At 30.1% G+C, this 12,440-nt stretch carries 12 protein-coding genes; all 12 read left to right on the top strand.

Annotation, left to right across the window (positions count from 1 at the left end; all coding sequences use genetic code 11):
• Positions 1-47: 47 nt before the first annotated feature.
• The 12 genes from P6733_RS14040 (at position 48) to P6733_RS13985 (ending at position 12,438) form a co-directional block, all read left to right on the top strand.
• The gene (locus tag P6733_RS14040) at positions 48-2,465 is read left to right on the top strand and encodes an SLBB domain-containing protein (protein WP_306353562.1); all 2,418 of its coding nucleotides are present in this window, start codon (positions 48-50) and stop codon (positions 2,463-2,465) included.
• 16 nt (positions 2,466-2,481) lie between these two features.
• On the top strand, positions 2,482-3,549 hold the full coding sequence (locus P6733_RS14035; RefSeq protein WP_306353561.1) for a lipopolysaccharide biosynthesis protein: 1,068 nt from the start codon (positions 2,482-2,484) through the stop codon (positions 3,547-3,549).
• Positions 3,550-3,593: 44 nt separating this feature from the next.
• The gene (gene pseB / locus P6733_RS14030; RefSeq protein WP_306353560.1) at positions 3,594-4,601 is read left to right on the top strand and encodes a UDP-N-acetylglucosamine 4,6-dehydratase (inverting); all 1,008 of its coding nucleotides are present in this window, start codon (positions 3,594-3,596) and stop codon (positions 4,599-4,601) included.
• A gap of 4 nt (positions 4,602-4,605) precedes the next feature.
• Complete coding sequence (gene pseC / locus P6733_RS14025) at positions 4,606-5,805, top strand: UDP-4-amino-4,6-dideoxy-N-acetyl-beta-L-altrosamine transaminase (RefSeq protein WP_306353559.1); 1,200 nt, start codon at positions 4,606-4,608, stop codon at positions 5,803-5,805.
• A gap of 3 nt (positions 5,806-5,808) precedes the next feature.
• Complete coding sequence (locus tag P6733_RS14020; protein WP_306353558.1) at positions 5,809-6,960, top strand: N-acetyl sugar amidotransferase; 1,152 nt, start codon at positions 5,809-5,811, stop codon at positions 6,958-6,960.
• A gap of 1 nt (position 6,961) precedes the next feature.
• On the top strand, positions 6,962-7,567 hold the full coding sequence (gene hisH, locus P6733_RS14015) for an imidazole glycerol phosphate synthase subunit HisH (RefSeq protein WP_306353557.1): 606 nt from the start codon (positions 6,962-6,964) through the stop codon (positions 7,565-7,567).
• A complete protein-coding gene (hisF, locus tag P6733_RS14010; protein WP_306353556.1) occupies positions 7,560-8,306 on the top strand; it encodes an imidazole glycerol phosphate synthase subunit HisF in 747 nt (248 codons plus the stop codon). The genes hisH and hisF overlap by 8 nt, the downstream gene beginning before the upstream one ends.
• Positions 8,307-8,318: 12 nt before the next feature.
• A complete protein-coding gene (gene pseF / locus P6733_RS14005) occupies positions 8,319-9,008 on the top strand; it encodes a pseudaminic acid cytidylyltransferase (protein WP_306353555.1) in 690 nt (229 codons plus the stop codon).
• On the top strand, positions 9,005-9,562 hold the full coding sequence (locus P6733_RS14000; protein WP_306353554.1) for a GNAT family N-acetyltransferase: 558 nt from the start codon (positions 9,005-9,007) through the stop codon (positions 9,560-9,562). The genes pseF and P6733_RS14000 overlap by 4 nt, the downstream gene beginning before the upstream one ends.
• Positions 9,559-10,026, top strand: a complete 468-nt coding sequence (locus P6733_RS13995; RefSeq protein WP_306353553.1) for a GNAT family N-acetyltransferase — start codon at positions 9,559-9,561, stop codon at positions 10,024-10,026. The genes P6733_RS14000 and P6733_RS13995 overlap by 4 nt, the downstream gene beginning before the upstream one ends.
• Positions 10,023-11,060, top strand: a complete 1,038-nt coding sequence (gene pseI / locus P6733_RS13990) for a pseudaminic acid synthase (protein WP_306353552.1) — start codon at positions 10,023-10,025, stop codon at positions 11,058-11,060. Before P6733_RS13995 ends, pseI begins: the two co-directional genes overlap by 4 nt.
• Before the next feature lie 91 nt (positions 11,061-11,151).
• Positions 11,152-12,438 carry a hypothetical protein gene (locus tag P6733_RS13985; RefSeq protein ID WP_306353551.1) on the top strand — a complete coding sequence of 429 codons (1,287 nt, stop codon included), beginning with the start codon at positions 11,152-11,154 and terminating at the stop codon, positions 12,436-12,438.
• Positions 12,439-12,440 lie beyond the last annotated feature (2 nt).

Raw genomic sequence — 12,440 nt, 5'->3', positions numbered from 1 at the left:
TTAAGAATAAAATTATTCTGGATTTTAATATCAATTAAAATTTATATATGAAGAAAATATTAGTAATTATTTTACTTTTTTTTGTTTTTTGCCAGTTGTCATCAAAAGTGATTGCTCAAGACCTGTTGAGGGGAAATGACTTGAGTACAATTAAAGTAGATAATTTAACGGAAAGTGATATTGCAAAAATAAAAGCTCAATTACAGAGTAATAATATTACAATAGAACAAGCTGAGCCAATGGCTCTGTCTAAAGGGATGAGTCCAGTCGAGTTTTCAAAATTAAAATCTAGATTGAGGACTAATAGCCCCACAACTAGTAAAAGTGAAAATAGTGATTCTTCGAATGAAGAAAGTGGTAGAAGGCAAGAAATTATTGTAAATAAGAAGGTAAAAGATACGCTGAATTCATTAATTTATGGTTCGGAATTATTTGATAACCCAACTTTAAATTTTGAACCGAATTTAAAATTAGCTACGCCAGTAAATTATATCTTGGGACCTGGAGATGAACTACAAGTAAGTGTGTATGGTGTCCAAGAATTTAATGCCAGTATACCAGTAACTGTTGAAGGTAAATTAAACATTCAATATGTTGGACAAATTTCAGTTTCAGGAATGACTATCGAAGCTGCTACTCAAAAAATAAAAAATGCATTTGCTAAAGTATATAGTACTGTTAGTTCTGGACAATCTCAAGTGGGAGTAAGTCTAAGTAGAATTAGGACAATAAAAGTGACTATCATTGGAAGTAGACAACCTGGGAACTATTCGATATCATCATTAGCTACAGTATATAATGCATTGCATTTAGCTGGAGGTCCAGGAAAGAATGGGAGTTATAGAAATATAGAATTAATTAGAGATAATAAGGTATTAAAAAATATCGATATATATCGATTTTTAGTAAAAGGAGATCAATCAGACAATATTGGCTTAAAAGACAATGATGTTATTAGAATTCCAGCTTATGATCAAAGAGTTACTATTGAAGGTCAGGTAAAAAGACCCGGTATATTTGAAATGAAAAATGGAGAGTCATTCTCTGACTTATTGTTATTTGCATCTGGATTTACTGAATTTGCTTATACTGCATCAGTGAATGTTCAACAAAAAACAAATAAGGAATATAAAGTTCATGATATTAAAGCCTCAGAATTTAATAGCTATAAACCTCAATCGGGCGATGTCTTTAGAATTTCTAGAATATTAAGTAGATATGAAAATAGAATTAAGATTGAAGGAGCAGTCTTTAGACCTGATGTATATTCATTTTATGAGGGAATGCGAATTTCGGATCTAATAACTCAGGCAGAGGGCTTAAAGGAGGATGCTTATACAAGTAGAGCTAGAATTACAAGATTAAAATCTGATTTAACCACAGAAGTTGTAAATGTGAATCTTGCTAAAGCATTGGCAGGGAATCTAGAAGCAGATGTAGCGTTGAACAAAGAAGATGTCATAAAAGTATATTCAATTTTAGATTTTAGAGAAGAATATAAGGTAACCATAGATGGTGAGATTAAGACTCCTGGAATATATGATTATTTTGAAAATCTCACATTAAATGATTTATTGATACAAGCTGGAGGATTAACTGGTTCTGCTTCAAAAAGAGTAGAAATCGCTAGAATGATGAAATCTGATGAACCGAATGACAGTGATCCTAATAAAGTACAATTATTCGATATAATGATTACCGCCGACAATAATGAGCAGATTCGAAATTTTGAATTGTTTCCTTTTGATGTAATAAATATACGCCGAATGGCAGTATATGAAAAACCAGAAATGGTTACTATTAGTGGGGCAGTTGCTTATGCTGGTAAATATGTTTTAGCTAATAAAAAAGAAAGAGTATATGATGTTATAATGAGAGCCGGTGGTTTAACCTCTATTGCTAATTTAGATGGAGTTAAAATCAAAAGACCAATTCAAGCAAAGCAAATTGAGGAGCTAGAAAATATAAATTTAAATCTGGGAAAAAATGATAGCGTTAGAGATAAATTATCTAAAAAATTAAAAGAAGATTTAAAATATGCCGTTATACCCATAGATTGGAGAAAAGTAGCAAAAAATAATGATCATTATTCAAATGTTGCTTTATTTCCAGGAGATGAAATAGAGATATCAACCTTTAATGAAGCTGTAAAAGTTTCTGGTAATGTGTTGTTAACATCTGAAATTCCTTTTAGAAAAGGGAAGGGATTTAAATATTATTTAAATGCTGTTGGTGGGGTTGATAATAAAGGCTGGAAAAGAAAAGCATATATAATATATCCAAATGGTAGTGCAGCAGTGGCCAGTTCATTTTTATTTTTTAGATCATATCCAGAAGTAACTCCAGGATCTCAAATTATTGTTCCAGAAAAACCTGAAACTAAAAAAATGAGTACAGGAGAGTTTGTAAGTATTGCAGGAGTATTAGCGAGTTTAGCAGGAGTAATAATAGCGATTTTAAGATAGATATATTTAAAAATGTATGGATAAAGAAACTCCGAATGGTGAAATAAATTTAAAAGAATTGCTTTTAAAAAGCAGAGAATGGTATGTTTACTTGATTTCTAAGTATAAAATTATTTTATTAGTTGCTTTTATTGGTTCTGTTTTAGGATTAGTTTATTCCTATACTAAAGGGCCGACATATACTGCTACGCTTTCGTTTGCTTTAGAAGATGAAAAATCAGGTGGATTAGGAGGTGCATTGGGATTAGCTAGTCAATTTGGTTTTGATATTGGTGGTAGTGGCGGCGGAGCTTTTACAGGAACTAATCTGACAGAATTATTTAAATCTAGGTCAATGGTTGAACAAACGTTGTTAAGTCCAATAGTACTTGATGGAAAGAACATAACGTTGGCTGAAATGTATATTCAAAATAATAATTGGAGAGATCTTTGGAAAGATAAATCAAAATTTAAAAACATTCAGTTTTTACCAAACTCTGAGCGAAAGAAATTTTCAAGAATCCAAGATAGTATCTTAGGGAAAATGTATAATGAATTATCTACCAGTTCATTAGTAGTAGGGCAAAAAGATAAAAAGATTTCCATTATTAGTTTAGACATGAAATCAGATAATGAAATTTTCGCAAAATCATTTGTTGAAAATTTAGCAAAGGTTGTCTCTGATTTTTATATTGATACAAAAAGTAAAAAAGCTAGAATTAATATGGCAATTTTACAGAGACAAACGGATTCAATTAGAGGAGAATTAAATGGAGCAATAACTGGTGTTGCTGTTGCAAATGATAATACATTTAATTTAAATCCAGCATTAAATATAAGAAGAGTACCATCAGTTAAAAGACAAGTTGATGTACAGGCTAATACGGCAATTCTTACAGAATTAGTTAAGCAAACAGAATTGGCAAAAGTAACTTTAAGAAAAGAAACCCCATTAATACAGATAATTGATAGACCAATTTATCCACTGAAAAAAGAAAAATTTGGAAAAACTAAAGGCGTTATACTTGGAGGTTTTATAGGAGGATTTTTAATTCTGCTGATTTTGGTTGTTAAGCGGATTTGGAAAGATATTACAGAACAATAATTAGAGTAAATTATATTTAAATAAAATAATTAAAAAATAAGAGTATGACTTTAGAGAATAAAACAGTTTTAATTACAGGAGGTACAGGTTCTTTGGGAAAAGCTCTTACTGCACATATTTTTAAAGAATACCCAAATTTAAAAAAACTTATAATTCTTTCTAGAGATGAGCAAAAACAATTTCAAATGGCTCAAGAATTTCCTGAAAAAGAGTTTCCTCAAATTAGATTTTTTTTAGGGGATGTTAGGGATCAGGAACGTTTGATTAGAGCATTTCAAGGAGTTGATATTGTTATTCATGCTGCTGCAATGAAACATGTTCATTTAGCAGAATATAATCCTGATGAGTGTATTAAAACGAATATTGGAGGAGCTCAAAATGTGATTCATGCAGCTTTGAATACAGGAGTTCAGGATGTTGTTGCTTTGTCTACTGATAAGGCTTGTGCTCCTATAAATTTATACGGAGCAACAAAATTAACTTCGGATAAATTATTTGTTGCAGCTAATAATATAAAAGGTAAAAATCCGATTAAATTTTCTGTTGTTCGCTATGGTAATGTAATGGGGTCTAATGGTTCTGTAATTCCATTTTTCATGAAAAAGAAATTGGAAGGAAAATTACCAATTACCGATGCTACAATGACACGATTTAATATTTCATTACAAGGGGGAGTGGATATGGTGATGCATGCTATAAAACATGCATGGGGAGGTGAAATATTCATTCCAAAAATACCGTCTTATAAAATTACTGATGTTGCAAAGGCAATTGCGCCAGAATGTACACTAGAAATTATTGGTATTCGACCTGGAGAAAAAATTCACGAAGAAATGATTACTTCTTCGGATTCATATAATACTTATGATTTAGGAAAGTACTTTATTATTTTACCTTCTATTCCAAATTTTAATCTTCAAGAGTTTACTTCTTTTTTTAACGCTATAAAGGTTTCGGAAGGATTTAATTATAATTCGGGAACGAATACTGAATGGGAAACAGTTGAAGGACTCAGAGAATTAATAAGAGAACATATTGATGCTAATTTTTAATGCTATGATAGATAAAATAATACCTTACGGGCGTCAAAATATAACTCAAGAAGATATTAATGCTGTTATTGAAACATTACAATCGGATTATTTAACACAGGGTCCAAAGATTGTTGAGTTTGAAAAAGTATTTGCTAATTATATCGGTTGTAAATATGCAGTGGCTGTTTCAAATGGTACTGCTGCATTGCATTTAGCAGCTTTAGCTTTGGATATCAAAAGTGGGGATAAAGTAATTACTACCCCTATTACTTTTGCAGCTTCAGCAAATTGTGTACAATACTGTGGTGGAGAAATTGTTTTTGCAGATATTGATCCTGAGACTTATTTATTAGATATTAATCATGTAAGAAGCTTATTAGAAAAATCGCCTAAAGGAACTTATAAAGGTATCATTCCTGTAGATTTTGCAGGAAGATCAGTTGACTTAGAGTCTTTCGGGTTATTGGCAAAAGAATATGATTTATGGATTATAGAAGATGCTTGCCATGCTCCAGGAGGTTTTTTTATAAATTCAACTAATCAAGCTCAAAATTGCGGAAACAGTAATTATGCAGATCTTGCTATTTTTTCTTTTCATCCCGTTAAACATATCGCTTGTGGCGAGGGAGGTATGATAACTACAAATGATTCTGTATTATATAAAAAATTATTAGCATTGCGAACACATGGAATTACAAAAAATGAAATGGAATTTTTGAATTCAGTTGATTTTGCAAATGGTAGTTCTAATCATAATTCAAAATATCCAAGTTGGTATATGGAGATGCAAACATTAGGCTATAATTATAGACTAACAGATTTTCAAGCGGCTTTAGGTATTAGTCAATTAGAAAGAGCTGATGAAGGGCTTATCAGAAGAAGAGAAATAGCATCTGTATATGATTCTGCTTTTAGAGAAAAAACATTCCTTAAAGGCCAATCTGGAGTTATTGAGGGGCATGCTTATCATTTGTATGTTATAGAGGTAGAGGATAGATTAGGATTATATAATTTTTTAAAAGCAAATAATATATTTGCCCAAATACATTATATTCCATGTCATTTGATGCCATATTATAAGCAGTTTGGATGGAAAGAGGGTGATATGCCCAATGCAGAAAATTATTATAAAAACTGTATTAGTTTACCTATGTATCCAACGTTGGCAAATGAGGAACAAAAGTATGTCATCGATAAAATTGAAGAATATTATAAAAAATAAGATATGAAAATTCGTTACTGTTCAAAATGTTTATTTCCAGAAACAAAACCTGATTTATTTTTTAATGAAGATGGAGTTTGTTCTGCATGCGTTGCAGCTGAACAAAAAGATAACTCAATTGATTGGAAACAACGTGAGGAAGATTTTTATACAATTATTAATAATTATAAAAAAGGACCTAATGAAATTGGTTATGACTGTTTAATACCTGTTAGCGGAGGAAAAGACAGTACATACCAGGCCTACTTCATGAAAGAAGTATGTGGGTTAAATCCTCTTTGTGTTTGTTTTGAAACTACAGCCCTTACCGAATTAGGCCAAAGAAATATTGACAATATATCGAAGATGGGTATTGATGTTATTTATTTTAAAAAGAACTACAATGCATATAGAAGTATGGTTGTAGAAGGTTTTAAACGTGTTGGTGATGAAATGTGGCCAAATCATTTAGGTATTTTTACAATACCAATACATATAGCTGTTAAGTTTAATATACCATTAGTTATTTGGGGTGAAAACCCACAACAAGAATATGGTGGACCAGTGGATTCAGTACAAAATAAACATTTGAATAGGAAATGGTTAGAAGAGTTTGGGGGGTTATTAGGAAATAGAATTCAAGACATGGTTGGTGTTGATGGATTAACAGAAAAGGATTTAACACCTTATTTCTATCCTTCAGATGAAGAAATTGATAAAGTTGGGGTAGTTGGAATTTTCTTAGGACATTACTTTTTCTGGGATGCAAGAAAACAACTTGAGATTGTAAAGCAACACGGATTTTCTGTAAAAGAAGATGGTCCTATCGAAGGAACTTATACTAATTATGAAAATCTTGATGAAAAAATGCATGGTTTACATGATTATTTAAAATATGTTAAATATGGTTTTGGACGTGCTACTGATCATGCGTGTATTGATGTACGAAATAATAGAATAACAAGAGAAGAAGGGTTAAAGTTAGTAAGAGAATTTGATGGAAAATATCCACATTTTGGAGTGAATGAATTTATCAATTATTCTGGTATGACAAAAGAAGAGATTGATTCGATTCTTGATTCTTTTACAAATTCGATATTGTTTGCTCAAGATGAAACGGGTAATTTTAAAAGAGATACCCATGGGAATCTAATTAGAAATTTTGATTTTGAATAAAATGGTAGCAATTATTGACTACGGAATGGGGAATATTGCTTCTGTGAAGAAAGCGTTGGATTTCCTTAAAATAGATAATATTATTACCGATGACCATGAAATAATAAAAAAGGCAAATGTTATTTTATTACCTGGAGTAGGTTCCTTTGGTCAAGGGATGAGAAATTTGCAAGAAAGAGGATTAGTTGATTTGTTAACAGATGAAGTAATCGTTAAGAAGAAACAATTTATAGGAATTTGTTTAGGCATGCAGTTGGTAATGGAAAAAGGAAATGAACCCTATCCATGTGCTGGTTTAGGATGGATAAAAGGGGAAGTCATAGAATTTAAATTGGAAGACTTAAATGTACCACATATGGGGTGGAATAATATTCAAGTAGTAAATGATAGTTATTTTAAAAATTGTATAACGAAAGATTTTTATTTTATCCATAGTTATCATGTTGTTCCTGAAAATAAAGAGGATATAGCGGCGACCGTTAGCTATGGTTTTGATGTTGTTGCGAGTGTTCAAAAAGGAAATATTTTTGCGACTCAATTTCATCCAGAAAAAAGCCAAAATGCAGGATTATCAATTTTAAAAACTTTTTTCGAAATACATGCTTAAAGTAAGAATAATACCTGTTTTAACCTTTAATGGTTTTGGACTAGTGAAAACTAAAAAATTTTCGAATCCGCGTATGGTAGGCAACCCAGTACAAACTGCTAGAGTTTATAATAGTAGAGGTGTTGATGAGTTAGTTTTTCTAGATATTTTTGCAAGTTCGCAAAAAAGAAAAATAAATTTAAAGCTTGTTGCTGATGTTATTAAAGAATGTTTTATGCCCGTTGGAATTGGTGGAGGAATTGAAACGATTGATGATATTAATGATTTATTGAAGATAGGTGCTGACAAAGTGATCATTAAAACTAAAGCTTTGTTAGACAAAAAATTTATTGATGATGCCGTTTCTTTTTTTGGTAGTCAATGTATAAGTATTTCTATTGATGCTTATAGAACAGCTGACGGTTATAAGATTTATAATAATTTGAATATTGACATTTCACTTGATGATTTTATTAATGAAATGATGGCATGTAAAGTTGGAGAATTTATAGTGACAAGTGTTGATAATGATGGGATGATGGATGGATTTGATATTGAGCTAATTAATCATGTAGTAAACAGAACGAATATTCCTATAGTTGCAGTTGGTGGTGGTGGAGAAATGAAACACTATAATGCTCTTTTCTCTGAAACAAATGTTAAAGCAGTTGGATCTGCAAGCATTTTCCATTTTACACAGTTTACTCCACTAGATATTAAAAATGAATTGAAAAATATTAATATCCCTGTTAGAATTTAAAACATAAATCAATTGAAGAAAATTGCAATTATTCCTGCTCGTGGTGGAAGTAAAAGGATTCCGCAAAAAAACATCAAAGATTTTTTAGGTAAACCTATTATTGCATATGTAATTGAGGCTGCAATAAAAAGTGGGATATATGATGAAGTAATGGTTTCTACAGATAGTGAAGGTATTGCTAAAATTGCTTTGGAATATGGAGCAAAGGTACCCTTTATAAGAAGTATTGAAAATAGTAACGATTTTGCAACTACTGTAGATGTATTATTTGAAGTTATAGAATGGTATAAGCAGAAACAAATTATATTTGATTATGCAACATGTATTTACGCTTGTGCTCCATTTGTAAATTCACAGATTTTACATAACTCATATGATATTATTATAAAAAATAATTGTGATTGTGTCTTCCCGGTATTAGCATATTCTCACCCTATTCAAAGGGCTTTAAAATTGACTCTGGACAATAAGGCGATTCCATTTGATGATGTAAATTCAAATGCAAGAACACAAGATTTGGAACGATCATTTCATGATGCGGGTATGTTTTATACCTTTAATATAGAAAAATTATATAAAAGTAAGAGTTTAAGAACTGACGATACGTTTGCAATTGAAATTGATGAATTACATGCTCAAGATATAGATAGTGAGGATGATTGGGTATTAGCAGAATTGAAATATAAATTGTTTTGTACATGAGAAGTTATGATTGTTTAGAAAAGCAGATTTTTGAAGTAGATGGATTTACTCTCATACCTATTCGGGATGAAGATAAAATGGCTATTTTAGAAATGAGGAATGAACAAATTTTTCATCTACGGCAAGCAGAGATATTAACAATTGAGAATCAACAGAAATATTTTAATACTGTAATAGCTAAGTTGTTTAATCAAGAACAACCAGATCAGATTTTGTTTTCTGTACTAAAAGATAATATGTTTATTGGTTATGGAGGCCTAGTTCATATTAATTGGATTGATAAAAATGCAGAAATCTCTTTTATCATGAAAACAGAATTAGAAAAGGATAATTTTTCAAGTTATTGGCATTTATATCTTTCATTATTAGAAGAAATAGCATTTAGAGATCTAGGATTTCATAAAATTTTCACTTATGCATTCGATTTGAGACCACATTTATATGATGTTCTTGAGGTAATGGGGTTCAAAAAAGAAGCTACACTAAAAGAACATTGTTTATTTAACGGTAAATATATTGATGTATTAATTCATTCAAAAATTAATCATGTATGATAAATTTTAGGAAAGCGATGATTAACGATATGAAATTGTATTTTGATTGGGCAAATGATCCGTCAGTACGAGAACAATCTTATCATTCAGACGTAATAGATTTTGAAAATCATAAAATTTGGTTTGAATCAAAATTGAAAGATACTTCAGTAGAATTACTTATTTTTCAAAATGAAGAAAATTTTAATATTGGTCAAGTTCGCATTCAAAAACAAAATAAAAAAGAGGCACTAATAGGGATTTCTATTGCCATCGAACATAGAGGAAATGGGTATGCAAAAGAAATGTTAGAGTTGAGCTCTAATTATTTTTTGGAAATGAATCAAGAATATCAGATTAATGCATTTATTAAAGAAAACAATTTAAGTTCCAAATATGCTTTTGAAAAAGCAGGGTTTGAATTTAAAGAAATAGTAATTTATGAGAACTTTAGAAGTTTTCATTATATAAAATTTAAAAAATGAAAATAGGCAACTTTAATATTAGTAAGGAAAGTCCAGTTTTTATTATTGCTGAACTTTCTGCTAACCATAATGGGAATATAGATACAGCTATTGAAACTATTCGAGCTGCAAAACGAGCAGGAGCAGATTGTATTAAATTTCAAACATATACTGCGGATACTATTACAATTGATAGTAATAAGGAAGATTTTTTAATTAAAGGAACCATTTGGGAAGGTAAGAATCTTTATAAATTATATCAAGAAGCGTTTACTCCATGGGAATGGCATGAAGTTTTATTTAAGGTAGCGGAAGAAGAAGGATTAGTTTGTTTTTCTTCACCTTTTGATAAAACCGCAGTTGATTTTTTAGAAACTCTAAATGTACCTGCTTATAAAATAGCTTCTTTTGAAATTACTGATATCCCTTTGATTGAATATGTCGCTTCAAAAGGAAAGCCAATTATTTTATCTACTGGTATTGCAGAGCAAGCAGACATAGAATTAGCTTTAGAGGCTTGCGAAAGAATGGGAAATAATGACGTAGCATTGTTAAAATGTACTTCAAGCTATCCTGCACCGATTGAAGAGGCTAATATGTGTATGGTAAAAGATTTAGCTGAACGTTATAATGTTATCTCTGGATTGTCAGATCATACAATGGGTTCAACTGTCCCTATTGTCGCAACAGTTTTTGGAGCTAAGATTATAGAAAAACATTTTATTTTAGATCGTTCTATTGGCGGTCCTGATGCATCTTTTTCAATGAATGAAGAAGAATTTACGGCAATGGTAAAAGCTGTGAGAGAAGCTGAACAGGCTATTGGCAAGGTAGATTATACACTTACTGAAAAGCAGGCTAAAGGGAAAGATTTTTCAAGATCATTATATATTGTTGAAGATATTAATGAAGGTGATATATTAACAGAAAAAAATATTCGTTCTATTAGACCAGGTTTTGGATTACATCCGAAACATTATAGCCAAGTATTAGGTCAAACAGTAAATATGGATTTAGAAAAAGGAACTGCATTTAAATTAGAGTACCTAAATTAAATATATTATAACATTTTGTTGAGATTTCTTATTGTCTAATAACTAAGAAGTAACATAGAGATTAGAAAAATAATATTATAAAATAATAAATGTGGATAAATACTTAGTTAAATATTTAAGAGACAATGCAGATAATCAGATATCAAAAAAATATATTGACTTTTTTCAGGTAGAATTAGATTGGCATATTTATAATTCAGAAGCCCATATTACAGAATCCTATTATAGGAATCATAAAATATCAGCAAAAGTAAAACTGTATAGATGGTTACAATATATAAATGCATTATCTACTAATCCAAATAAAATTAAATCGGAAAAATTAAATATTTTATCGACAGTGAATTTTTCAGGTAATGAAGAACTTAAACAATTAGGTTTTAATTGTTTTTCTCCAGTTTGGCAAGCACTTGGACGACGTAACGTTTATGGTGATTTGAAAATTATAAATTGGCATAAAGATATTCAGAATTTGATAAGGAATGAAGATTTTTATTTGTATTTAGATTCAGAACTACATCAAAAATTAGAGGCTTTTCAATATTATTTATTAGAACAGTATCAAAAACAAGATTTTAAAGCATTGTTGTTAAATACAGATCAATACTTTTATAGCAAATATAATATTGATGTCTTTAAAAAGATGGGGCAACCAACGTTTGTTTTTTCACATGGACTACCAGGGATATATTCATTAGATGTAGATAATAGAGCCGATTATTTAATGGTTTGGAGTCATAAAATTAAACAAAACTATATAGACATTGGCTTTGATCCATCAAAAATTAAAATTACTGGACATCCTAAATACAAACATTTAGAAAAGAAGAAAGAGTTAAGGTCAGATTTATCAGATGTTTTAGTCATACCAATTTCATCTGCCAACTGGCATCAATATGAATATGATGAGACAATTTTAACAGATAAAAGCATGGTTGTTTTGTATTTGTATAAGGTTCAGTCGGTTTTATTAAAATTAGGAATTAAAAAAGCAAGATACCGAGTTCACCCATCTTTAAATAAAGAATGGGTTCATGCATTTTTAGATCAAAAATTCTATATACAAGATTGTGAATCATTGAGTGTTTCTTTGAATAGATCATCATTAGTTATTGGCTCAACTTCAACCGTTTTGTTAGAATCTTTAATTCATGGTGTTAATTATATTGTTTTTGAACCAGAAGATGAAAATGGCATTACAATGTCTGGTTTTAGATCTGTGCCACCTTTTGATGGGAGTGAAAAGATGTTAATGGTTTCAAAAGATGAAGACTCATTAGAAAAAATGCTTCGTTTTAATGCAGTTACAGATTATAGTTTAATTCATGATTATATACAGGATTTTGACTTAACAGTTTTGAAAGACATAATTAATTAATT

This window comes from Flavobacterium aerium, from assembly GCF_030766725.1.
GTDB lineage: Bacteria > Bacteroidota > Bacteroidia > Flavobacteriales > Flavobacteriaceae > Flavobacterium > Flavobacterium aerium.
Note: the sequence above shows the minus strand (reverse complement) of the source record. Positions and strands in the feature narration are given on the sequence as shown.

Excerpts from the sequence above, each read along its gene's own strand:
- P6733_RS14000 (WP_306353554.1), top strand. The coding sequence starts at position 9,005 with ATGAGAAGTTATGATTGTTTAGAAAAGCAGATTTTTGAAGTAGATGGA.
- pseI (WP_306353552.1), top strand. The coding sequence starts at position 10,023 with ATGAAAATAGGCAACTTTAATATTAGTAAGGAAAGTCCAGTTTTTATT.
- P6733_RS14040 (WP_306353562.1), top strand. The coding sequence starts at position 48 with ATGAAGAAAATATTAGTAATTATTTTACTTTTTTTTGTTTTTTGCCAG.
- hisH (WP_306353557.1), top strand. The coding sequence starts at position 6,962 with ATGGTAGCAATTATTGACTACGGAATGGGGAATATTGCTTCTGTGAAG.
- hisF (WP_306353556.1), top strand. The coding sequence starts at position 7,560 with ATGCTTAAAGTAAGAATAATACCTGTTTTAACCTTTAATGGTTTTGGA.
- P6733_RS14035 (WP_306353561.1), top strand. The coding sequence starts at position 2,482 with ATGGATAAAGAAACTCCGAATGGTGAAATAAATTTAAAAGAATTGCTT.
- pseC (WP_306353559.1), top strand. The coding sequence starts at position 4,606 with ATGATAGATAAAATAATACCTTACGGGCGTCAAAATATAACTCAAGAA.
- P6733_RS14020 (WP_306353558.1), top strand. The coding sequence starts at position 5,809 with ATGAAAATTCGTTACTGTTCAAAATGTTTATTTCCAGAAACAAAACCT.
- P6733_RS13995 (WP_306353553.1), top strand. The coding sequence starts at position 9,559 with ATGATAAATTTTAGGAAAGCGATGATTAACGATATGAAATTGTATTTT.
- pseB (WP_306353560.1), top strand. The coding sequence starts at position 3,594 with ATGACTTTAGAGAATAAAACAGTTTTAATTACAGGAGGTACAGGTTCT.